Below are 21,153 nucleotides of genomic sequence, written 5' to 3' on the forward strand. Positions count from 1 at the left end.
CGAGGTACGGTTGCTGCCCGCCGTCACACCGGGTCGGAAGACCGGTACGGACGGCGGCGGGCAAGGAGGAACGATGACCCGCCCGGGACTGCCCAAACTCATCGCCACCGACCTCGACGGCACCCTCGTGCGCAGCGACGACACCGTGTCGGCGTACACCCACGGGGTGCTCGACCGGGTGCGGGCCGCCGGTATCCCGGTGGTCGGCGCCACCGGTCGTGGCCCCCGGCTCAAGGAACTCACCCGCAACGACATCCGGGCCGCCGACTTCCTGGTGATGGCCGGTGGTGGCTGTGTGGTCGACCAGAGCGACCCGACCGGCCCGGTGGTGCTGCGCGACGAGCGCCTGTCCGCCGGGGTACTGGCCGGCCTGCTGACCGACCTGGAGGCCGTCGTCGGCCCGCTGACCGTCATGGTCGAGGGGTCCGACGAGCACGACGCGCCGCTGTGGGGCGACTATCACCCGTCCTGGCCCTACCCCGAGCTGTTCGAGGCGCGCAGCCGGGCGGAGTGCCTCGCCCTCGACGTGATCAAGGCGTTCGTCCGGACCGCCGACCACGACGTCGACGAGTTGCTGGCCACCGCCCGCCGGATCGTCCCGCCGCAGGTCGCCACCCTCACCCAGGCCGGGCTCGGCTTCGTCGAGATCACCCCGGCCGGGGTGGACAAGGCCAGCGGCCTGAGCGTGGTCGCCGAGCGGCTCGGCGTCGACCCGGCCGACGTGCTGGTCTTCGGGGACATGCCCAACGACCTGCCGATGTTCGCCTGGGCCGGCTGGTCGCGGGTGGCGGTGTCCAACGCGCACCCGCTGGTGCGGGCCGCCGCCGACGAGGTGACCCTGCGCAACGACGACGACGGGGTGGCGGTCTACCTCGACCGGCTACTCTCCCGGTGATGGCAGAGACACCACGGCTGGTCGCCAGCGACATCGACGGCACCCTGCTCGGCGACGAGCGCCGGCTCAGCGCCCGCACCGCGGCGGTACTGGAGCGGATCTCCGCGGCGGGCACCCCCGTCGTGCTGGTCACCGGCCGCCCGATCCGCTGGCTCCAACTGGTGTACGACCAGCTCGCCGCGCCGTTGCCGGCGATCTGCGCCAACGGCGCGGTGGTCTACGACCCGGACACCGACCAGGTGTTGCGGGCCGACCCGCTGGCCCCGGAGCTGCTCGCCGAGGTGGCCCGCCGGCTACGGGCGGCGGTGCCGGAGGTCAGTTTCGCGGTGGAGATCGTGGACAGCCGGGAGATGCGGCACGAGGCGCACTACCCGCTGCGCTGGGACGCCGACCACGAGGCCATCCGGGCGGTCGAGTCGCCTGAGGAGTTGGCCTCGGTGCCGGCGGTGAAGCTGCTGGCCCGCGCCGGCACCCAGGACCCGGACGCCTTCGTGCAGGTGGTGGCGGGGGCGCTGGAGGGGCTGGCCGAGGCGACGCACTCGTCGTACAGCGGATTGGTGGAGATCTCCGCCGCCGGGGTGACCAAGGCCGCCGGGCTGGCCTGGTACGCGGCCCGGGTCGGGGTGGCGCAGGCCGACGTGCTCGCGTTCGGTGACATGCCCAACGACGTGCCGATGCTCACCTGGGCGGGACGGGCGGTGGCGGTGGCCAACGCACACCCGGCCGTGCTGGAGATCGCCGACGAGGTGACCGGGGCGAACACCGCCGACGGCGTGGCGGCGTACCTGGAGAAGGTCTTCGGGGTGGGCTGAGCGCCCCGGGGCGTCACCGCGCGGCGACGCCCCGGCGCACGCTCAGAGGTACTGGCCGGTGTTGTGGCCCTCGCCACCGGGCTGGCCCATGCCGGGCATGCCGGGGATCATCGCGCCGGGGCCGCTGGGCAGGGCGGGACGGCCACCGGAGCGCATCTGCTCCAGCTGCATCCGGGCGGCCATCTGCTGGGCCACCAGGGTGGCCTGGATGCCGTGGAAGAGCCCCTCCAGCCAGCCGACCAGCTGGGCGTGGGCGATCCGCAGCTCGCCCTCGCTGGGCGCCTGGTCCTCGGCGAACGGCAGCGAGAGCCGTTCCAGCTCCTCGCGCAGTTCGGGGGCGAGGCCATCCTTCAACTCGACGATCGACCGCTGGTGGATCTCCCGCATCCGGTGCCGGCTGGCGTCGTCGAGCGGGGCGGCCTTCACCTCCTCCAGCAACTGCTTGATCATGCTGCCGATCCGCATCACCTTGGCCGGCTGCTCGACCAGGCGGGTCGGGTCCTCGGCGGTCTCGTCGGTCTGCATGGTGCCGACCGGGCGGCCGTCCGGGCCGACCACGACCACGGTGCCCGACTGCCCGTCGGGGCGGCCCGGCTCGTCAGCTTGTCCAGTGGGGTGCGCTTCGGTCATGGCCCCATCTTTACCCACCCGCTCCCGTCGCACCCACCCGGACCGCCACCGGCCGCGCTACCGTCGCCGGCATGTCCCACGACCCCCGGACGGTGCTCAGCCGGCCCGCCCCGCCGCCGGACCTGACCGTCGCCTACGGCGACGCGCCGGAGCAGCTGGTCGACCTGCGCCGACCGGCAGGTGGCGGTGGTGGTCCGGCCCGGCCGCTGGTGGCGGTGGTGCACGGGGGCTTCTGGCGGGCCGAGTACGACCGCACCCACACCGGCCCGCTCGCCGCCGCCCTGGCTGAGGCGGGTTGGCCGGTGGCCCAGCTGGAGTACCGGCGCACCGGCCAACCGGGCGGTGGCTGGCCGAACACGCTCGCCGACGTCCGGGCCGGGGTGGCGGCGCTGCCCGGGGTGGCCACCCGCGCCCTGCCGGGGCTGGTCGCGCCGGGGCCGCCGCTGCTGCTGGGGCACTCGGCGGGTGGGCAGCTGGCGCTGCACGTGGCGGCGCACGCCCCGCAGGACGTGGCCGGGGTGCTGGCGCTGGCCCCGGTCGCCGACCTCGCCGAGGCGTACCGGCTGGGGTTGGATTCGGGGGCGGTGGCCGCGCTGCTCGGCGGCGGCCCGGCCGAACACCCGCAGCGGTACGCGGTGGCCGACCCCCGCCTTTCGGTGCCGCCACGGACACGCACGGTGATCCTGCACGGGATGCGGGACCGCCAGGTGCCGGCGGCTCTGAGCAGGTCATATGCTGCCACCGCACGGGCCGCCGGTGCCCCGGTCACCCTCATTGAGCTGCCGGAATGTGAGCACTTCGGGTTGATCGACCCGCTCTCGGCGGCCTGGCCGCAGGTAAGGGCTGCGTTGCAGTCGTTGCTTGAAGATCAAGATCCATTGACGCAGGGTCGCCCGCCAGGTAGAACGCCGGAGGGGCGGTGACGCCCGGCAATGCTCCCGGAAGGATTTCGGTGTCGCAGATGAACCGCAGGCGGGCCCTTCAACTGCTGGCCGCGCTCGGCACGACCGGACTCGCCGCCGCCTGCGGCACGGACGACACCGAGACGCCGACCCCCGGCACGCCGATCAAGATCGGGCTGATCCGGCCGGAGAACGGCGACGGCAAGACCATCGGCATCGACATCGAGAACGGCTTCCAGCTCTTCCTGGCGATGAACGGGCAGCAGCTCGGCGGCCACCCGACGACGGTGGTGACCGTCGACGAGGGCGACAACGCCAAGAGCGGCCAGGCCGCCGTCGACAACCTGCTCGGCCAGAACGTGCTCGCCATGACCGGCGTGGTCAACTCGACAGTGATGTCCGGCATCCGGGACGCGGTGGAGAAGGCCCGGGTGCCGCTGATCGGGTCCAACGCCTCCCCGCCCAGCCTGCAGAGCGTCGTCTACATCTGGCGGACGTCGTACGTGCTGGACGAGCCGGGCCGGGCGCTCGGGTCGTACCTGCGGCGAACACTTCCCACCGGGAGCCGGCTCGCCATCGTCGCCCCCGAGGGCACCGCCAGCCAGGACGTGATCAACGGCTTCCGGGACGGCTTCGGCACCGACGACCCCCGGATCATCGGTGACCCCATCCTCACCACCGCCAACCCCACCCCCGGCGACGACGAGTTCGGCGCGCAGATCAGCGAGGCGCTCAGCCGCCAGCCCGAGGGGATCTTCTGCTTCTACTCCGGCACCGCCGGTGAGCAGTTCATCAGGCAACTGCGCCGCAGCCGCTGGTTCGGCGACATCTACGCGCCAGGCTTCCTGACCGAGGGCAACATCCTCGCCGACCTGCGGTCGACCCTGGTCAACGCGGACGAGAGCCTCAAGGCCGGCACCATCCAGACCGCGCTGAACTACTCGGCCGACCTGAACAACAACGCCAACCGGGTCTTCGCCTCGGCCTACCGGAAGACCTACAACGTCTCGCCCACCACGTACGCGATGGCCTCGTACGACGCCGCGCAGGTGCTCGACAAGGCGATCCGGCTGGCCGGCGCGGAGCCGACCCCGCAGCAGGTCAACCTGGCGCTGGGCAAGATCGGTCAGATCGACAGCCCGCGCGGGCCGTGGCAGTTCAACCAGCCGCGTACCCCGCAGCAGAAGTGGTACCTGCGCAAGGTGCAGTTCGACGGCCGGTTGCTCTCCAACGTCCTGATCAACGAGATCGCCACCCTCGGCTGAGCCGGCCGGCCCGGTCGGGCCGGCCGCTCGTGGTGCCGGCGTCGGTCAGGGGCGCAGCTCGGCGATGCAGCACTTGACGCTGCCGCCGCCCTTCTTCAGCTCGGCCAGGTCTACCGGGACCGGGGTGTAGCCGGCCGCCTTGAGCTTGCCGGCCAGCCGGGTCGCGTCGCTGTTGAGCACCACGTTCGCCCCGTCGCTGACCAGGTTCAGGCCGAAGGCCAGCGCGTCCTCGTCGTCGGCGAGCACCGCGTCGGGGAAGAGCTGGGTGAGCACCCGCTGGCTGGCCGCCGAGAACGCCCCCGGGAAGTACGCGACGTTGCCGTCGTCGATCGAGGCGAGCGCCACGTCCAGGTGGTAGAAACGTGGGTCGACCAGGCGCAGCGACACCACCGGCCGGCCCAGCGCCTCCTGCGCCTCGGCGTGCGCCGGCAGTTCGGTGCGGAACCCGTGCCCGGCGAGAACCAGCCCGCCGTACGCCTCCGGCAGGTAGGCGAAGTCACCCTCACCCTCGTTGGTCTCGCTCGGCGCGATGAAGTGCCAGCCCTGCTTCTGGTAGAACTCCCGGTGCGCGGCGGCCTCGGCGGCCCGCTGCTCGTGCTTGAACTGCGCCCCGTAGACCGTCCCGTCCACCACGAACGCCCCGTTGGCGGCGAAGACCATGTCCGGCAGCCCCGGCTGCGGGGTGAGGACGTGCACGTCGTGACCGAGGTCCACCAGGGTGTGCCGCAGCCGGTCCCACTGTTCGACGGCCAGTGCCACGTCGACGCCGACGGTGAGGTCCATCCACGGGTTGATGGCGTACTCGACCGCGAAGTGCTCCGGGGCACACATGAGATATGTCCGCTTTCGCGGGACGCGCTGCTGGTTCACGGTCACCAAGGGTAGGTAGCGTAGAAGTTTGGTAACAGCCAGAACCATTGCTTCCCCGAGGCGGAACGTTGCAGATAGACGCGGTCGACCAGCGAATCATTGCGTTACTCGTGGCGGACGCCCGTACCTCGTACGCCGACATCGGCACCCGGGTGTCACTCTCCGCTCCGGCGGTCAAGCGACGGGTCGACCGGCTGCGGGCCAGCGGGGTGATCCGGGGCTTCACCGCCGTGGTCGACCCGGCCGCCGTCGGCTGGACCACCGAGGCGTTCGTGGAGCTGTTCTGCGCCGGTCGTACCACCCCCACCCAGCTCGGGGTGGCCGCCCGCCGGCACCCCGAGGTGGTCGGCGCGTACACCGTCTCCGGTGAGGCCGACGCGCTCGTGCACCTGCGGGCCGCCGACATCTCGCACCTGGAGGAGGCGCTCGAACGCCTGCGGGCGGAGCCGTTCGTCACCTCCACCCGGAGCACCATCGTGCTGTCCCGGCTGGTCGAGTCGCCGGGCGTCGGCCCGTCCACCCCCTGACACCCGGCCCGGCTGCGGCGCGCCGGTGTCCCTCGCGCAGGGCGGTGGATCAGAGGTACATGCCGGTGCGGTGCTCGCCGTCGCCCCGGCTCGGCTTGTCGCCCTCGCCGAAGAACCGCTTGCCGCCGAACTCGCCGTGCAACCGGTCGTCGAGCTCGTCGGCGAGGCCGGTCATCACCTGCACGGCCAGCATCAGGTGGGTGGCCTGGAAGTTGCGGCCGAAGACCGGGATGGACGCCCACACCGTGTCGTCGGCGCAGTACAACCGGCCGATCGGCATCCGGTTGGTCAGCTCGGAGAGCTTCACGTAGAGCCGCTCGGTCGGCTCGACCTCGGTCAGCACCGGCGAGAAGACGTCCACCAGCGGCGGATTGTCACGTACCCGGACGAAAACCATCGCCGACCCGGCCCGGATGTTGATGTCCCCGTCGGAGTCGATCTGAAGGTGCTCGGAGGTCGACTTGAGCATCGTCGACACCACCGTCCGGACCCGCTCGGGCAGGTCCAGCACCTCCTGCTCAGCGCTCTGGGCGCTCGCGGCGGCGGCCAGCGCCTCGTCCAGGTCGGCCTCGACGTCCCGGTCGGGGCCGAACTCGCCGCGCGCGGTGCCGAGCGCCTCGATCGGCAACGGCTCCCCCTCGGCGTCCTGGCTGAGGTAGACCAGGAAGGCCGGGTGCGGTGCGCCGTACACGTCACGCAGGGTGCGGGAGAGCAGCCCGGCCAGCTTGCTGGCGTCCCCGGTCGACCCGTCCAGGCCGAAGTGCTCGCCGGAGCCCGCCACCACGCCGGGCGGCGACCAGCCGAGGGCGATCATGTCGGCCACCGCCGCGCGGTCGAGCCGGAAGCCCTGCGGCAGGGTGGCGTTGCCCACCGCCCGCGCGGAGATCCGGCCCTGCTCACCCACGGTCACACTGATCGAGTAGACCGCGTCACCGGTGCCGGAGGCGGTCGGGTCGAGGGTCAGTTCGAGCTGCGCCCCGGCGGGCAGTTCACGCAGCCGCGCGGCCAGCGCCCGGGCGAACTCCCGCCACGCCTCGGTGACCTTGGCCCGCAGGTCGGCCGTGCTCGGCTCGTCCAGCAGGACCGACTCGTGGTGGTCGTGGTGCGCCGGCGAGGTGCCGGGCTGGTCACCGGTCGGCTTCGCGGGGTGGTCCGCCGTCATGATCGCCTCCGTCCGTCAAGGTCACCCTACCCAGGCGGGCCGGAGAACGAATCCACCGCGACCGCCATCGGACACCGTCGCCGACGATCGTGGCGGCGGGGGATCACGCCGTGACGGGATCACCGGTCGGGACGTTCGCCGCCCAGCTCCACCGGCCACTGCGCGGCCAGCCCGGTGAGCCGGGCCGCCGCCGCTGCCGGGTCCGCGCCGCGTCCGACCGCCACCCCCAGCAGGTACGCGGTGACCGGCGCACCCGGTCGTAGCACCTGGTGGGCGACGTCCCTGGCCAGGTCCAGCACGGTCGGCACCGACACCTCGGCCGGGTCGAGACCCAGCTCGGCGCAGGCCGCCGTCACCCAGTCGTCCAGCACGGTCATCGCGTCCACTCCTCCGCCCGGCGTACGTCGGAGTCAGTGTCGCAGTCGAACCACGGTGGCGGGCCGGCAGCGGACCAGGCCACCTCGCGTACCGTCAGCTCCCCCAGCAGGTCCCGCATCGACGCCCCGGCCAGCGCACCGGCCTGGGCTCGGCGGGCGGCGACCCGGTCCAGCGCGGCGCGTAGCGCCGGCACCCGCCACACCCCGCACAGCGGCTGGCGTCGCCCCCGGTCGTCGACGAGGCAGACGCCGTCCGCCGCCGCCGGGCCGGATTCGGCGGCGAGCGCGGCGAGCAGCACCCCGACGGCCGGGCGGGTGAGCAACGGCAGGTCGGCGGCGAGCAGGGCGACGACCGCCGTACCGGGGCCGAGCAGGGCCAGCCCGGCGGACGCGGCGGCCACCGGACCCCCACCTGCCGGGTCCTCCCGGGTCACCAGCACGTCGGCCGGGAGCGCCCCACCCGGGCCGACCAGCACCCGGGGTACGGCGTCGGCGACGGCGGCGAGCACCAGGTCCCGCATCGGCCGGCCGTGCACCGGCACCGCCGGTTTGTCCCGCCCGCCCATCCGGCGGGCTGCCCCACCGGCCAGCACCACCGCCGCGTACGCCGTCACCCGGTCACGGTAGCCGCCGGGCCCGACCCTCGTGCTCCGGTCGCGCGGCCTCCCGGTTCCGTCCCGTCCCCGGCTGCCGTGCCGACGCCGGCTGCCGGCTGCCGGCGGCCGAGGGCTGCCGGGCGGGCGCAGTGGACGCAGCCAGGGTGGTCAGCGTGCGGGGGGTCGGGCGGGCGGGGCAGGATGGCGGGATGGGACGGGCCACTGACCGGCGGAGCGTGCTCCGGATCGACCTCGACGCGGCGGACGACGCCCGGGTGGCGCTGCGCCGGCCGGACACGCTCGCCGTGGAGGAACCGCTGGAGATCCGGGTCGGCCCCGGCGGGCCGGGTCGACGACGCCCGCTGGCGGTGACCATGCGTACCCCCGGGGACGACCTCGACCTGGCCATCGGCTTCCTGCTGACCGAGGGGCTGATCCGCAGCGACGCCGACGTGCACACCGCCCAGCTCTGCTCCGGGGTGGAGACGCCCAACACGTACAACGTGGTCGACGTGGTGCTCTCCCCCGGTGTGCCGACACCGGCGACGGACCCTGCGCGCAACTTCTACACCACCAGCTCCTGCGGGGTGTGCGGGAAGGCCAGCATCGACGCGATCCGTACCCGGTCCCGGTTCACCGTCGCCGACGACCCGCTCACCGTGCCGGCGAAACTGCTGGCGGAACTGCCCGACCGGCTGCGCGCGGCGCAGCGCGCCTTCGACCGTACCGGCGGCCTGCACGCGGCGGGCCTGTTCACCGCCGACGGGGAACTGGTGGTGCTGCGCGAGGACGTCGGCCGGCACAACGCGGTGGACAAGGTGGTCGGCTGGGCGGTCCGGCAGCGACGGCTGCCGCTCGCCGGGCACCTGCTGATGGTGTCCGGCCGGGCGAGCTTCGAGCTGACCCAGAAGGCGTGGATGGCCGGACTGCCGCTGCTGGCGGCGGTCTCCGCGCCGAGCACCCTCGCCGCCGACCTGGCCGACGAGGCGGGCCTGACCCTGGTCGGCTTCCTGCGTGGCCGGACCATGAACGTCTACACCGGCACCCACCGCGTCACCCCCTGACACCCTGACCCGCTCGCGGCCGGCCGACTCGTGGCGGGGTCGTCAGTCGGGCGGCGTGATCGTGGAGATTTCTTGTCGCCAGGGCCGCAACAACTCTCCACAATCCACCGGCAACCGTTGCCGACCCCCGGCAGCGGGAGAGGGATCAGCGGGAGGGCGGGCGGACCCAGGTGAGGAAGCGGTCGGTCACGTCGATCCGGCGACCGTTGTCGAGCTGCGTCAGGTGTTCGGCCGCCTCGGCCGACAACCCGGTGAGCAGGGCGAGCAGTCCGGGCAGGTCGTCACCGTACCGCGCGAGGAGGGCGAGCTTCGCCTCCCCGCACGGCCACGGGTTCGCGTCGACCCGGCACAGCCAGATCGGCCGCAGCGGCGTGTGCCGGCCGGGTAGCGGTCCGGTCACCGCGCCCCCACCGGCCTGAGCCGCCGCCCCCGGCCACCCTGCTGGAGCGACGCCCCTGCCGGTCGGTCCGGCTGCGCGAGCCGGCGCGCGCCCGCCGGCATCAGGAACAGGGTCCGCCGCCGGACCGCCTCGCCTGCGGCATTCAGCTCGTACGCGTCGATCCACACCCAACCGTGGTACGTGTGCCAGTCGGCCAGCACCCGGATGACCCGGACCGTGATCGGCCGGATGAACTGCACACTGGCGGTACACGACAGGTGCAGCACATCTCCCGACCTGACCCCCGGCGGAGTCACCGGGGCCCCTGGTTCCGGGCTCCTGTCGGGCTTCGGCTTCTCCCTGGGCACGGCGTCTCCTTTGCGTTCGGTGAGTCTGTGTCGGTGTGTCCGTGTCGGGGTGGAGGAGGGGCCGGCCGCCCTTCCACGGACGGCCCCTCCCGCAGACGCCACCGCCAGCTCTCGACCACTACCGACAGCGCCGCCCTGGTGACACTCTGATGTGGAGGCCGCTAGGCTCGAAAGGTGCAGCGGGAGTCCGGGCCGAGCTGGATGAAGGGCCGCCGAGCGGGTGGCGGCATGAATAGTCGATCTTCAAATTGGGGTGCTGTGCATGGCTGACGTACCAGATCCGCTCGCCGACTTCGTCGTTGCCGAGATCCGCCGCGCCCGGGGGGCCGCCGGTATGACGCAGGAGGCGTTCGGGCGGGGCGCCGGCTTCAGCGCATCGCACGTCAGTGCCGTCGAGGGGGGCACCCGGGCGCTGACCCTGGACTTCATCAAGGGAGCTGATCGGGCGCTCAGCACCGGTGGGCTCTTCGAACGGCTGGTGAGCAAGCTCGGCACACCGTCGTGGTTCCTGCCGTGGCTCGACGCCGAACGCAACGCGACCCAACTCAGGTATTTCGAACCGAACCTGATTCCCGGCCTGCTACAAACCGAAGCCTACGCCCGCGCGGTTCTTCGGCTCGATCCGCGGCTGTCTGACAGTGAGGTGGATCGCCGGGTGGCTGGACGCATTGAACGACAAGATGTCCTGTGCCGAGATGACCCACCCCAACTTGTCGCGGTGATTGATATGAGCGCAGTCCATCGTGCTGGCGAGGGCTTCGAGAAACTGATGGCCGAGCAACTCAACCACCTAGTAGCTTGTGCGGAACGACCGAATATCAGCATCCACGTCGTGCCCGCTGAGGCTGGTCTCTACGCCGGGCTCTCCGGTCCACTGTCGCTCGCACACCTGGGCGACGGCAGTTGGATCGGACACCTCGAAAGCCAGTTGGGTGGCGATGTGGTGAGCCAGCCGACAGACCTGGCTACGCTCTTTGAGCGGTGGGAGAGCATCCGGAACGAGACGCTGCCACGACGGCAGTCGTTAGAGCTAATCATGGGAGTTGCAGGCCAATGGACCTGACTGATGCGCAGTGGCGGAAGTCCACCCGAAGTGGGACCAGCGGTGGGAACTGTGTCGAGGTTGCCGACAACCTTCCCGGCGCGGTCGCCGTGCGGGACTCCAAGGACCCGGACGGACCGGCCCTGACGTTCGCCCCCACCTCGTGGCGCACGTTCGTCGCCGGGCTGGCCGATCGCGCCTGACCGACCTGCCCGGTGACACATGCCTGCCCCGAGATCCGGGGCAGGCATGTCGCGTCAGGGAACGACCCGGCAGGTGCCGACCGTGTCCGCTCCAACACCATGCCACTGACAGCCGTATTCCTGTCAGGCATAGATATGACTGCCAGTCATATCTCTCTTCGAGACCACCTGGCCCCGACCCTCCTCACCGGCAGTGACCCTGTTGCCGGCCGGGCCATCGAGGCCGGCGGGCCGCCGAAATCAGCAGGCCGCCGAGATCAGCAGGCCGACGGGGCCGGCAGGGCCCCGCCCGAGTCAGCAGGGCCGCCAGTTCAGGGGCCGCTGGGTCAGCGGGGGCGGCGGGGCCGGCGACGGCGGCGGCGCAGCACCTCCGACTCGGTCACGGCCGGCCACCCGTCCAGGTCGGACGGCGGGACACCACGCCGCAGCAGATCGTCGAGGAGCCGGGCGAGGGTGTAGTCGGGGCGGACGGCCAGCGCCCGCTCCAGGGCCACGGCGGCGAGCGCACCCTGGCCGGCCCGCCACGCGGCGAACGCGAGCAGGCAGGCGGGAGCGGGCACCAACTCCTCCTCGGCGCGGCGCAGCACCTCACCCCAGAAGGCGATGTCCTCCTCCCGGCCGTCGGTGCGTTCCCACGCGTGGTCGCGTACCGGCAGGTGGGTCAGGAGCAGGGTCAGCCAGGCCACCTCGTCGTCGGTGAGCCGGTCGCCGCGCCGGTGCCGGCGTTGCGCCTGACGTACCGCCGTGGTGCCGGCCCTGCGGATGGTCCGCTCGCCGAACTCGTCGGTGTCGGGGGCCTCCTCCAGCAGACCCAGCAGGCGACGTTCGGCCCGGTCGCCGGCTTGGCGCAGGGCACCCCGGTCGACGCCCCCGGCGGGAAGAACCTGGGCGGTGAGTGCCGCCCGGTCGGGGAGCGCAACCTGACCGGCGTAGACCGCCGCAGCGGCGACCTGGCTGGCGTCCGGGTCGTACGGGGTGCCGTCGGGTGGGCAGCAGTCAGGCGCTTCGCAGAGGTAGGACCAGTAGCGGCGATCTGTCACCCGCAGCGCGTCGAGCACGGGCAGGCCGAGGTCGGCCAGCGCCGACCGGACGGCGTCCACCGCCGGGGTGACCCGTTCGGGCGGGCCGAACCCGATGACGGTGGTGGATTCGGCATCCTGCCGACCGATCACGTCACCGAGATGTCGCGCCGGCAGGGCCGGATCGGTGCCCGGTCCGGGCAGGTCGGCGCGGGCGGCGAAGACGATCCGCCGGCCCCGCATCGCCACCACCACCATGCTGTCGACGGGGTGGAAGCCGATCAGGTAGGGCACGGCGGTGATCAGGTCGGCGGGTGAGCGGACGGTGAGCCGGGGGCGGTCGGTCGCGTTCATGTCCGGCAGCGTGCGGTGGGCGGGCACCGCTCCGACAGGCCCTGTGGACGACACACGGGTTATCCACAGATACGGAGAGTATTTGTGCAGGTCGGTGCGATTCTGGAGGTTACGCGGCCCACCGGGGTCGGTCCGAGCGGCTACCTTGCGCTCATGAACCTGGCGTACCTGCGGGCGCACCCGGAGCACCTGCCCACCTTCCTGACCCACCAGCGCATCCGCGAGACCCCGGTGGCGGGCGGGGACAGCTGCGTGGCCTCCCGGTTGACCCTGGACGACGGCCACTCGGTCTTCACCAAGACCTGGCCGGAGCGGACCGGTCGCCAGGTACCGACGGGCTTCTTCGACACCGAGGCCGCCGGGCTGCGCTGGCTGCGGGAGGCCGGCGCGGTGGCCGTACCGGAGGTGGTGGTGGCGCTGCCGGAGCTGCTGGCGCTCGACTGGGTCGACCCCGGCGAGCCGACGCCCGACGCGGCCGAACGGTTCGGCCGGGAACTGGCCGGCACCCACCGGGCCGGGGCCGACCGGTTCGGGGCGACGTGGCCCGGGTTCATCGGCACCCTCGCGCAGGACAACACCCCCGACGACGGGCCGTGGCCGGACTGGTTCGCCCGGCGACGGCTCCTGCCGTACCTGCGGACGTCGGTCGACGGCGGTGCCCTCGACGGCCCGGACGCCGCGCTTGTCGAAGACGTGGTGGCGCGGATCGGCGAGTTCGGCGGCGACGAACCGCCGGCCCGGCTGCACGGCGACCTGTGGCCGGGCAACCTGCTCTGGGGTGCCGACGAGCGGGTGTGGCTGGTCGACCCGGCGGCGCACGGTGGACACCGGGAGACCGACCTGGCCCAGCTGGCGCTCTTCGGTGGGCCGCCGCACCACGACCGGATCATGGCCGGCTACCGGGAGGCGTGGCCGCTCGCCGACGGATGGCGGGAACGGGTGCCCCTGCACCAGCTGCACCTGCTGCTCGTGCACACCGCCCTGTTCGGCGGGGCGTACCGCGATGCGGTTGTCGGTGCCGCCCGAGCGGCGCTGCGGGGCGTCGGCCGCGCTACGGTCGACGGGTGACCGCCGCCCCGACGACCGCCGGCGTCCTCGTCGACCGGTACGGCCGGATCGCCCGGGACCTGCGCGTGTCGCTGACCGACAAGTGCAACCTGCGCTGCACCTACTGCATGCCTGCCGAAGGGTTGCCCTGGCTGGCCGGCCCGCAGCTGCTCACCGACGCGGAGATCGTCCGACTGGTCCGGGTCGCGGTGCAGCGGCTCGGGGTGACCGAGGTGCGGTTCACCGGGGGCGAGCCGCTGATCCGGCCGGGGCTGGTCGGCATCGTCGCCGCCGTGGCGGCGCTCACCCCCCGGCCCCGGATCTCGTTGACCACCAACGGTCTCGGCCTGGACCGGCTCGCCCCGGCGCTGCGCGACGCCGGGCTGGACCGGGTGAACGTGTCGCTGGACACCCTGGACGCGGCCCGGTTCGCCGCGCTGACCCGGCGGGACCGGCTGCCCGACGTGCTCGCCGGGCTGGCCGGGGCCGCCGCCGCCGGGCTCGCCCCGGTGAAGGTCAACGCGGTGCTGATGCGCGGGGTCAACGAGGACGAGGCGCCGGCGTTGCTGCGGTTCGCCCTCGACCACGGCTACGAGCTGCGGTTCATCGAGCAGATGCCGTTGGACGCCCAGCACGGCTGGGACCGGGCCACGATGGTCACCGCCGACGAGATCCTCACGTCGCTGGCCGCCGGGTTCCCGCTCACCCCCGACCCGGCGCACCGGGGTGCCGCCCCGGCCGAAACCTGGCTGGTGAACGGCGGGCCGGCCCGGGTCGGCGTGATCGGCTCGGTGACCCGGCCGTTCTGCGGCGACTGCGACCGGACCCGGCTCACCGCCGACGGCCAGATCCGCAACTGCCTGTTCGCCACGGAGGAGTCCGACCTGCGTGGCGCGCTGCGGGCCGGCGCGGACGACGCCGACATCGCCCGCCGCTGGCAGGCCGCCACGGTGGTCAAACGGGCCGGCCACGGCATCGACGACCCGACGTTCCTGCAACCCGTCCGACCCATGTCGGCGATCGGAGGCTGAGGGTGGACCTCACCGTCCGGTACTTCGCCGGCGCGCGGGCCGCCGCCGGCCGCAGCGAGGAGACCGCATCCGCCGGCCGCCCGCTGGACGAACTCCTCGGCGAACTCGCCCAGCGGCACGGCCCCCGGCTGGCCGCGGTGCTCCAGGTGGCGAGTTTCCTGGTCGACGGGGTGGCCTGCCACGACCGTCAGACACCGTTGCCGGCCGGGACCACGATCGACGTGCTGCCCCCCTTCGCGGGCGGCTGAGGAAGGGCTGCCGTGTTGGCGATTCTGGGGTTCGTGGGCACGCTCGCCCTGATCACCGGCCTGATCCACTTCTACCTGTGGAAGCGGCTGGTCAAGGACACCACCGGGCCCGGCCGGTGGCGGCGGGTCGGCACGGTCGTCGCGCTCCTGCTGGCAGTGCTCGTCCCGGCGACCATGGCCGGCACCCAGATCGCCGGGGCGTTCTGGCTGGCCTGGCCCGGTTACCTCTGGCTCGCGGTGATGTTCTACCTGCTGATCGTGCTGGTGGTGCTGGAAGTGCCGATGGCGGTGGCCCGGCTGGTCCTGCGCCGCCGCAGCGCCGCCGCCGAGGCGACCACGGCCGCACCGGAACCGGCGCTGGTGGGTGCGGCCGGCGGCGTCGACCCGCCGGCCGCCGAGGCGGTGGACCACCCCGACCACGACGAGTCACGACGGTTGCTGCTCGCCCGGGGGGCCGCCATCTTCGCCGGGCTCACCGCCGCCGGCATCACCGGGTACGGGGTCCGCACCGCACTCGGCCCGCCGCAACTCGACCGGGTACGCATCCCGCTGGCGAAGCTCCCCCGCAGCATGGACGGGCTGCGCATCGCCACCGTGTCGGACATCCACCTCGGTCCGTTGCGCGGCCGGGTACACACCGAGCGGATCGTCGCGATGATCAACCGACTGGACGCCGACCTGGTGGCGGTCGTCGGTGACCTGGTCGACGGGTCGGTCGCCGAGCTGGGCGAGGCCGCCGAGCCGCTGCGTGACCTGCGTTCCCGCTACGGCAGCTTCTTCGTCACCGGCAACCACGAGTACTACTCCGGGGTCGAGGAGTGGGTGGCCGAGGTCGACCGGCTCGGCCTGCGGGTGCTCCAGAACGAGCGGCAGGAGATCCGGGCCCGGGGCGGGGTGCTCGACCTGGCCGGGATCAACGACGTCACCGCCGACGGTACCGGCGTCGCCGGCCCCGCCGACTTCACCGCCGCGCTCGGCGGCCGGGACGTCGACCGCCCGGTGGTGCTGCTCGCCCACCAGCCGATCGCCGTGCACGAGGCGGCGAAGTTCGGCGTCGACCTGCAACTGTCCGGGCACACCCACGGCGGGCAGCTCGCCCCGTTCAACCTGGCCGTCAAGCTCCAACAGCCGGTGGTCTCCGGCCTCGGCGAGGTCGACGGCACCAAGGTCTACGTCACCAACGGGGCCGGTTTCTGGGGTCCCCCGGTCCGCGTCGGCGCACCGCCACAGGTGACCCTGGTCGAGCTGCGCGCCCCGTGACCTGCCTGGTTGGTCGGTCAGCCCGGCTCATACCTCGTCCGGGCGGTGGAGTCCAGCACCGGATTGCTCTCCTCACGCGTACGCGTGGCGGCAGGCGGGTAGTGGACCAGCCGTGACAGGATGCGGCGTGCCTCCGTTCAACGCCGCTCCCCCTGGTGGCGTCCCGCCGTTCTTCGCGGACCTGCACATCCACTCGAAGTACTCCCGCGCGTGCAGCCGCGATCTCACCCTGCCCAACCTCGGTTGGTGGGCCCGACGCAAGGGCATCGGGGTGCTCGGCACCGGGGACTTCACCCATCCCGCCTGGTACGACCACCTGCGGGAGACCCTGCAACCGGCCGAGCCCGGCCTGTACCGGCTCGGCCCGGAGGCCGAGGCGGACATCGCCAGGCGGTTGCCGCCCCGGCTGGCCGACGCGGCGGAGGCCGACCCGGTCCGGTTCATGCTGAGCGTGGAGATCTCCACCATCTACAAGCGGGACGACCGGACCCGCAAGGTGCACCACCTGATCTACCTGCCCGACCTGGACGCGGTGGCCCGGTTCAACACCGCGTTGGGCCGGATCGGCAACCTCGGCTCGGACGGCCGGCCGATCCTCGGCCTGGACTCCCGGGACCTGCTGGAGATCACCCTGGAGGCCAGTGAAGACGGCTACCTGGTGCCGGCGCACATCTGGACACCGTGGTTCTCCGCGCTCGGCTCCAAGTCCGGCTTCGACGCGATCGCCGACTGCTACGCCGACCTGGCCGAGCACGTCTTCGCGGTGGAGACCGGGCTCTCCTCCGACCCGGCGATGAACTGGCGGGTCGGCAGCCTGGACCGCTACCGGTTGGTCTCCAACTCCGACGCGCACTCCCCACCGGCCCTGGCCCGGGAGGCCACCGTCTTCTCGTCGGCCCGCGACTACTTCGCCATCCGCGACGCCCTGCGGACCGGTGACGGGCTGGCCGGGACGATCGAGTTCTTCCCCGAGGAGGGCAAGTACCACGCCGACGGGCACCGGCTCTGCGGCGTCAACTGGTCGCCGGAGCGCACCCGGGCGGCCGGTGGGCGCTGCCCGGAGTGCGGAAAGCCGCTGACCGTGGGGGTGCTCAGCCGGGTCGAGGAGCTCGCCGACCGGCCCGACGGGCACCGCCCGGAGCACGCCCGCGAGGTGACCCACCTGGTGCCGCTGGCCGAGATCCTCGGCGAGATCAACAAGGTGGGCCCCCGGTCCAAGAAGGTCGAGGGGAAACTCAACGAGCTGGTCGCCGCGCTCGGCCCGGAGCTGGAGATCCTCACCCGTACCCCGGTCGACGAGATCGGCCGGGTCGGTGGGGAGCTGCTCGCCGAGGGCATCGGCCGGCTGCGTCGGGGCGACGTGCGCCGGGTCCCCGGCTACGACGGCGAGTACGGCGTGATCACCCTCTTCGACCCGGCCGAGCTGGGCGGGGCCGCCGGCTCGGGGCAGGAGACGCTGTTCGACGTACCGGTGCCGGCGCAGCGCAGGCCGACGGAGCCGGCGGCGAAACCGAAGGCCAAGCGGCCGACGGCGGCCAAGGCCGAGCCGAAGCCGAAGCCCGCGCCGACCCCGCCGCCGCCACCGATCGCCCCGACGCCGTCGCCGCACGAGCCGTTCGAGCCGATGCTCGCCGGCATGGAGGAGGTCGGCACCGGCCTGCTGGACCGGTTGGACGCGATGCAGCGGGTGGCCGCCTCCGCGCCCGGCGGCCCGCTGCTGATCGTGGCCGGGCCGGGCACCGGCAAGACCCGCACGCTGACCCACCGGATCGCCTACCTCTGCGCGGAGCTGAACGTCTTCCCCGAGCAGTGCCTGGCGATCACGTTCACCCGGCGGGCCGCCGAGGAGCTGCGGCACCGGCTCGACGGGCTGCTCGGCCCGGTCGCCGAGGACGTCACCGTCGGCACCTTCCACTCCCTCGGGTTGACGATCCTGCGGGAGAACGCCGCCGCTGCCGGCCTGCCGGAGGGTTTCCGGATCGCCGACGACGCCGAGCGGTCGGCCGCCCGGACGGAGGCCGGCGACGACCCGGCCCGCTACACCGCGCTGCTGCGCAAGCAGGACCTGGTCGACCTGGACGAACTGCTGACCCTGCCGGTCGGGCTGCTCAAGGGCGACAAGAAGCTGGTCCGGGACTACCGGGAACGCTGGCGGTGGATCTTCGTCGACGAGTACCAGGACGTCGACGCCGTTCAGTACGACCTGCTGCGGCTGCTCAGCCCCGCCGACGGCAACCTCTGCGCGATCGGCGACCCGGACCAGGCGATCTACTCGTTCCGGGGCGCCGACGTCGGCTACTTCCTGCGTTTCTCCGAGGACTTCACCGACGCCCGGCTGGTCCGGCTCAACCGCAACTACCGCTCATCCGCGCCGATCCTCGCCGCCGCCGTCCAGGCCATCGCGCCGTCGTCGCTGGTCCGGGGCCGCCGGCTCGACCCGGCCCGGCTCGACCCGGAGGCCCCGCTGGTCGGCCGCTACCCGGCGGCGTCCGTCGCCGACGAGGCCGACTTCGTGGTACGCACCGTCGACGACCTGGTCGGCGGCCTCTCCCACCGGTCGTTGGACTCCGGACGCATCGACGGCCGGTCCACCAGCCTGTCCTTCTCCGACATCGCGGTGCTCTACCGTACCGACGCGCAGGCCGCCCCGATCGTGGACGCCCTGGCCAGGGCCAACATCCCGGTGCAGAAGCGGTCGCACGACCGGCTGCGGGACCGGCCCGGCGTGCTGGCGATCGCCCGGGAACTGCGGCACGCCGACGGCTCCACCGGCGGGCTGCCCGCCCGGGTCCGGGCCGCCGGTCAGGTGCTCGCCGAACGGTTCGCCGCCCCCACCCTGGATGCCGCCGGCACCGTCCGACCCGAGGACGTGCGGACCGCCGTCGACCTGCTCACCCCGCTGGCCCGCCGCTGCGGCGACGACCTGGAACTCTTCCTCTCCCAGCTCGCCACCGGGGCCGAGGTGGACGCGTTGGACCCGCGCGCCGAGGCGGTCACCCTGCTCACCCTGCACGCCGCGAAGGGGCTGGAGTTCCCGGTGGTCTTCCTGGTCGGCGTGGAGGACGCTCTGCTGCCGCTGCGCTGGCCCGGCTCGACACCCGACGACGACGCGATCGCCGAGGAGCGGCGGCTGTTCTTCGTCGGGTTGACCCGCGCGCAGGACCGGCTCTACGTCAGCCACGCCGCCCGCCGGGTGCGCCACGGCACCGAACGCGACTGCCGACCGTCGCCTTTCCTGGACGTCGTCGACCCGGGACTGTTCGAACGGTTCGGTGAGGCCGAGCCCCGCCGCCCCAAGGACCGTCAGCTTCGCCTGATCTGACGGCCCGTCGACCGACCTACAGGGTCCAGGTAGCGGTATCCGCCCGCGCTGATATCGCTCGGTGCGCGATTTTGCTGCCCACCCGTCCGGAGGCGCGGGTCAGGCGAGGACGGCGGCGAGCCAGGCACCCGCGAGCAGGGCCGGGCCGAACGGCAGGGCGGTGTCCCGGCGTACCCGGCCGGCGGCCAGCAGCGCCAACGCCAGCACCCCGTTGAGCAGGTGCGGCAGCAGCAGGCCGAGCCAGAGGGTGGGCCAGCCCAGCCAACCCAACGGCAGGCCGAGCACCGCCGCCAGTTTCACGTCACCGAAGCCGAGTCGGGACCGGGGCAGCAACGCCAGCACCACGTACAGCAGGAAGGAGAGTGCGGCACCGACCAGCGCGAGCGCCAGGCGGCCGGGAGTGCCGGCGGCGACGGCGGCCACGGTCAGTGCGGTGCCGCCGCCGAGCGCCGCCGCACCCACCAGGGGGTCAGGCAGGCGGAGGCTGGTCAGATCCACCACCGCCAGCACCACTCCCACGGACGCCACCAGCAGGAACGCCGGCAGTGCCGGCTCCGGACCACGCGCGGCGGCCAGCCCGCCGCAGACCACCGCCCCCACCACCGGGAGCTTCCCGTGCCCGACCGACACCGCACCCCGGCCCGGGGCGGGCGGGACAGCACGGGCGACACCGGGTGCGGCGAGGCCGGCCAGGGCACCGAGGGCCGCCGCTGCCGCCACCAACCCGACGGTGGGCAGCAGTGCGGCGGGCAACACGCTCGTGGTCAGCGGGCCGAGGGGCACGGCCGTCGACGTTACCGGCGGGACGGCACCGGGACAGCCCCGCCGACGGCCGGCCGGCGGGGCCGCTCGGTGGTCACCACCAGCGCCACACCTGCCACGATCACCGCACCGCCGAGCAGCACCTGGCCGGTCACCGGCTCGGCGACCAGCAGCGCGCCGAGCGCCACCGCCACCACCGGATTGACGTAGGCGTAGGTCGCGGCCAGCGAGATGGGGGCGTTCGCCAGCAACCAGACGTACGCGGAGAAGGCCACCAGCGACCCGGCCACCAGCAGGTACGCCAACGCGAGCCAGGACCGGACGGTCACCTGGGCCGGCGAGAACCCGCGCAGCTCACCCCGGGCCAGCGACAGCACGGACAGGGCCACCGCCCCGGCGACCATCTCGTAGACGGTGGCGACGAACGGATCGGCGGGCATCCGCAACCGGTTGGACAGGAACGACCCCACCGACCAGCAGACCGCCCCCGCGACCACGGTCAACGCCCCGACCAGCGGCACCGCACCGGACCCGCCCCGGGGGAGCACCAGCAGCAGCAGGCCGAGGAAGCCCAGCGTCACCCCGGCGAACGTCCACCCCGGCGGGCGGTCCCCGGTGACCGTCCGCAGCAGCACCACCAGCAGCGGAACGGTGGCCACCAGCAGCGCGGCGATCCCCGACGGCACCGCCACCCCGGACGGACCGGACTCGGCGAGCACCACCAGGCCGTTGCCCCCGGCCAGGAGCAGCACCCCCACCAGCGCGGCGGAACCGAGCTGCCGGCGGTCGACCCGCAGCGCACCCCTGCCCCGGCGCAGCCGCAGCACGACCGCCAGCACCAGCGCGGCACCACCGAACCGGGCGGCGGCCGACCCGAGCGGCGGCATCGACTCCACCACGACCCGGATACCGAGGTACGTGGAACCCCACAGCACGTAGACGAGAATCAGTGCCGTCCAGATCAGGGCTGGTCGGGCGGGTGTCGCGGCCGAGGGAGATGAGGTCATCGCAGGACCAC

The 21,153-nt window shown here is 73.2% G+C and carries 23 protein-coding genes; 13 read left to right on the forward strand and 10 right to left on the reverse strand.

From position 1 onward, the window contains the following. Positions 1-73 precede the first annotated feature (73 nt). Both JQN84_RS11110 and JQN84_RS11115 read left to right on the forward strand, forming a co-directional pair. On the forward strand, positions 74-895 hold the full coding sequence (locus JQN84_RS11110; RefSeq protein ID WP_204958311.1) for an HAD family hydrolase: 822 nt from the start codon (positions 74-76) through the stop codon (positions 893-895). After that, positions 895-1,707, forward strand: a complete 813-nt coding sequence (locus JQN84_RS11115; protein ID WP_204958312.1) for an HAD family hydrolase — start codon at positions 895-897, stop codon at positions 1,705-1,707. The genes JQN84_RS11110 and JQN84_RS11115 overlap by 1 nt, the downstream gene beginning before the upstream one ends. A gap of 42 nt (positions 1,708-1,749) precedes the next feature. Here the strand turns inward: JQN84_RS11115 and JQN84_RS11120 are convergent, their stop codons facing one another. Beyond that, the gene (locus JQN84_RS11120; RefSeq protein ID WP_204958313.1) at positions 1,750-2,337 is read right to left on the reverse strand and encodes a bacterial proteasome activator family protein; all 588 of its coding nucleotides are present in this window, start codon (positions 2,335-2,337) and stop codon (positions 1,750-1,752) included. Positions 2,338-2,408: 71 nt separating this feature from the next. On the opposite strand from JQN84_RS11120, the gene JQN84_RS11125 reads away from it, so the two are divergent. Continuing rightward, entirely contained in the window at positions 2,409-3,260 is an 852-nt protein-coding gene (locus JQN84_RS11125) for an alpha/beta hydrolase family protein (protein ID WP_204958314.1), read from the forward strand. Between the two features lie 29 nt (positions 3,261-3,289). Then, entirely contained in the window at positions 3,290-4,504 is a 1,215-nt protein-coding gene (locus tag JQN84_RS11130) for an ABC transporter substrate-binding protein (RefSeq protein ID WP_204958315.1), read from the forward strand. Between the two features lie 45 nt (positions 4,505-4,549). On the opposite strand, the gene ddaH is transcribed toward JQN84_RS11130, so the two are convergent. Further along, positions 4,550-5,383: a dimethylargininase gene (gene ddaH, locus JQN84_RS11135; protein ID WP_372445965.1), complete on the reverse strand. Its 834-nt coding sequence runs from the start codon at positions 5,381-5,383 to the stop codon at positions 4,550-4,552. Between the two features lie 59 nt (positions 5,384-5,442). On the opposite strand from ddaH, the gene JQN84_RS11140 reads away from it, so the two are divergent. Further along, positions 5,443-5,901, forward strand: a complete 459-nt coding sequence (locus JQN84_RS11140; RefSeq protein ID WP_204958316.1) for an Lrp/AsnC family transcriptional regulator — start codon at positions 5,443-5,445, stop codon at positions 5,899-5,901. A 49-nt stretch (positions 5,902-5,950) separates the two neighbouring features. On the opposite strand, the gene JQN84_RS11145 is transcribed toward JQN84_RS11140, so the two are convergent. From JQN84_RS11145 to mobA, 3 genes are all read right to left on the reverse strand, one after another. Next, positions 5,951-7,063 carry a T3SS (YopN, CesT) and YbjN peptide-binding chaperone 1 gene (locus tag JQN84_RS11145; RefSeq protein WP_204958317.1) on the reverse strand — a complete coding sequence of 371 codons (1,113 nt, stop codon included), beginning with the start codon at positions 7,061-7,063 and terminating at the stop codon, positions 5,951-5,953. Between the two features lie 119 nt (positions 7,064-7,182). After that, positions 7,183-7,440 (reverse strand): DUF6457 domain-containing protein, encoded by a 258-nt coding sequence (locus JQN84_RS11150; RefSeq protein ID WP_204958318.1) that lies wholly within the window; start codon positions 7,438-7,440, stop codon positions 7,183-7,185. Next, positions 7,437-8,195 (reverse strand): molybdenum cofactor guanylyltransferase, encoded by a 759-nt coding sequence (gene mobA / locus JQN84_RS11155; RefSeq protein WP_204958921.1) that lies wholly within the window; start codon positions 8,193-8,195, stop codon positions 7,437-7,439. The genes JQN84_RS11150 and mobA overlap by 4 nt, the downstream gene beginning before the upstream one ends. 50 nt (positions 8,196-8,245) lie before the next feature. On the opposite strand from mobA, the gene fdhD reads away from it, so the two are divergent. Then, a complete protein-coding gene (fdhD, locus tag JQN84_RS11160; protein WP_204958319.1) occupies positions 8,246-9,100 on the forward strand; it encodes a formate dehydrogenase accessory sulfurtransferase FdhD in 855 nt (284 codons plus the stop codon). A gap of 145 nt (positions 9,101-9,245) precedes the next feature. Here the strand turns inward: fdhD and JQN84_RS11165 are convergent, their stop codons facing one another. After that, the gene (locus JQN84_RS11165; protein WP_204958320.1) at positions 9,246-9,500 is read right to left on the reverse strand and encodes a flavin reductase; all 255 of its coding nucleotides are present in this window, start codon (positions 9,498-9,500) and stop codon (positions 9,246-9,248) included. Beyond that, on the reverse strand, positions 9,497-9,739 hold the full coding sequence (locus JQN84_RS11170; protein ID WP_372445966.1) for a hypothetical protein: 243 nt from the start codon (positions 9,737-9,739) through the stop codon (positions 9,497-9,499). The genes JQN84_RS11165 and JQN84_RS11170 overlap by 4 nt, the downstream gene beginning before the upstream one ends. Positions 9,740-10,109: 370 nt before the next feature. Here JQN84_RS11170 and JQN84_RS11175 point away from each other — a divergent pair, with 370 nt between their 5' ends. Beyond that, positions 10,110-10,910, forward strand: a complete 801-nt coding sequence (locus JQN84_RS11175) for a helix-turn-helix domain-containing protein (protein WP_204958322.1) — start codon at positions 10,110-10,112, stop codon at positions 10,908-10,910. After that, positions 10,901-11,092 (forward strand): DUF397 domain-containing protein, encoded by a 192-nt coding sequence (locus JQN84_RS11180; protein WP_204958323.1) that lies wholly within the window; start codon positions 10,901-10,903, stop codon positions 11,090-11,092. The genes JQN84_RS11175 and JQN84_RS11180 overlap by 10 nt, the downstream gene beginning before the upstream one ends. Positions 11,093-11,418: 326 nt before the next feature. Here JQN84_RS11180 and JQN84_RS11185 read toward each other — a convergent pair whose 3' ends face one another. Beyond that, positions 11,419-12,465: a DUF4192 domain-containing protein gene (locus JQN84_RS11185; RefSeq protein WP_204958324.1), complete on the reverse strand. Its 1,047-nt coding sequence runs from the start codon at positions 12,463-12,465 to the stop codon at positions 11,419-11,421. Between the two features lie 153 nt (positions 12,466-12,618). Between JQN84_RS11185 and JQN84_RS11190 the strand changes: the two genes are divergently transcribed. The 5 genes from JQN84_RS11190 to JQN84_RS11210 all read left to right on the forward strand — a co-directional run bounded on the left by JQN84_RS11190 (position 12,619) and on the right by JQN84_RS11210 (position 19,373). Continuing rightward, entirely contained in the window at positions 12,619-13,533 is a 915-nt protein-coding gene (locus tag JQN84_RS11190) for a fructosamine kinase family protein (protein ID WP_204958325.1), read from the forward strand. Further along, positions 13,530-14,543, forward strand: coding sequence for a GTP 3',8-cyclase MoaA (gene moaA, locus JQN84_RS11195; protein WP_204958326.1), 1,014 nt, complete (start codon positions 13,530-13,532; stop codon positions 14,541-14,543). The genes JQN84_RS11190 and moaA overlap by 4 nt, the downstream gene beginning before the upstream one ends. Before the next feature lie 2 nt (positions 14,544-14,545). Further along, positions 14,546-14,791 (forward strand): MoaD/ThiS family protein, encoded by a 246-nt coding sequence (locus JQN84_RS11200; protein ID WP_204958327.1) that lies wholly within the window; start codon positions 14,546-14,548, stop codon positions 14,789-14,791. Positions 14,792-14,803: 12 nt separating this feature from the next. Further along, positions 14,804-16,051, forward strand: coding sequence for a metallophosphoesterase (locus JQN84_RS11205; protein WP_204958328.1), 1,248 nt, complete (start codon positions 14,804-14,806; stop codon positions 16,049-16,051). A 127-nt stretch (positions 16,052-16,178) separates the two neighbouring features. Beyond that, positions 16,179-19,373, forward strand: coding sequence for a UvrD-helicase domain-containing protein (locus JQN84_RS11210; protein WP_204958329.1), 3,195 nt, complete (start codon positions 16,179-16,181; stop codon positions 19,371-19,373). 99 nt (positions 19,374-19,472) lie between these two features. Here the strand turns inward: JQN84_RS11210 and JQN84_RS11215 are convergent, their stop codons facing one another. Further along, positions 19,473-20,156 carry a prepilin peptidase gene (locus tag JQN84_RS11215; protein WP_307821157.1) on the reverse strand — a complete coding sequence of 228 codons (684 nt, stop codon included), beginning with the start codon at positions 20,154-20,156 and terminating at the stop codon, positions 19,473-19,475. 11 nt (positions 20,157-20,167) lie between these two features. Beyond that, positions 20,168-21,142 (reverse strand): EamA family transporter, encoded by a 975-nt coding sequence (locus JQN84_RS11220; protein ID WP_204958330.1) that lies wholly within the window; start codon positions 21,140-21,142, stop codon positions 20,168-20,170. Between the last annotated feature and the right edge of the window lie 11 nt (positions 21,143-21,153).

Origin of the sequence: Micromonospora humidisoli (assembly GCF_016900955.1) — a bacterium.
GTDB classification, from domain to species: Bacteria; Actinomycetota; Actinomycetes; order Mycobacteriales; family Micromonosporaceae; genus Micromonospora; species Micromonospora wenchangensis.

Excerpts from the sequence above, each read along its gene's own strand:
- JQN84_RS11110 (WP_204958311.1), top strand. The coding sequence starts at position 74 with ATGACCCGCCCGGGACTGCCCAAACTCATCGCCACCGACCTCGACGGC.
- JQN84_RS11115 (WP_204958312.1), top strand. The coding sequence starts at position 895 with ATGGCAGAGACACCACGGCTGGTCGCCAGCGACATCGACGGCACCCTG.
- JQN84_RS11120 (WP_204958313.1), bottom strand. The coding sequence starts at position 2,337 with ATGACCGAAGCGCACCCCACTGGACAAGCTGACGAGCCGGGCCGCCCC.
- JQN84_RS11125 (WP_204958314.1), top strand. The coding sequence starts at position 2,409 with ATGTCCCACGACCCCCGGACGGTGCTCAGCCGGCCCGCCCCGCCGCCG.
- JQN84_RS11145 (WP_204958317.1), bottom strand. The coding sequence starts at position 7,063 with ATGACGGCGGACCACCCCGCGAAGCCGACCGGTGACCAGCCCGGCACC.
- JQN84_RS11150 (WP_204958318.1), bottom strand. The coding sequence starts at position 7,440 with ATGACCGTGCTGGACGACTGGGTGACGGCGGCCTGCGCCGAGCTGGGT.
- fdhD (WP_204958319.1), top strand. The coding sequence starts at position 8,246 with ATGGGACGGGCCACTGACCGGCGGAGCGTGCTCCGGATCGACCTCGAC.
- JQN84_RS11175 (WP_204958322.1), top strand. The coding sequence starts at position 10,110 with ATGGCTGACGTACCAGATCCGCTCGCCGACTTCGTCGTTGCCGAGATC.
- JQN84_RS11180 (WP_204958323.1), top strand. The coding sequence starts at position 10,901 with ATGGACCTGACTGATGCGCAGTGGCGGAAGTCCACCCGAAGTGGGACC.
- JQN84_RS11185 (WP_204958324.1), bottom strand. The coding sequence starts at position 12,465 with ATGAACGCGACCGACCGCCCCCGGCTCACCGTCCGCTCACCCGCCGAC.
- JQN84_RS11190 (WP_204958325.1), top strand. The coding sequence starts at position 12,619 with ATGAACCTGGCGTACCTGCGGGCGCACCCGGAGCACCTGCCCACCTTC.
- JQN84_RS11220 (WP_204958330.1), bottom strand. The coding sequence starts at position 21,142 with ATGACCTCATCTCCCTCGGCCGCGACACCCGCCCGACCAGCCCTGATC.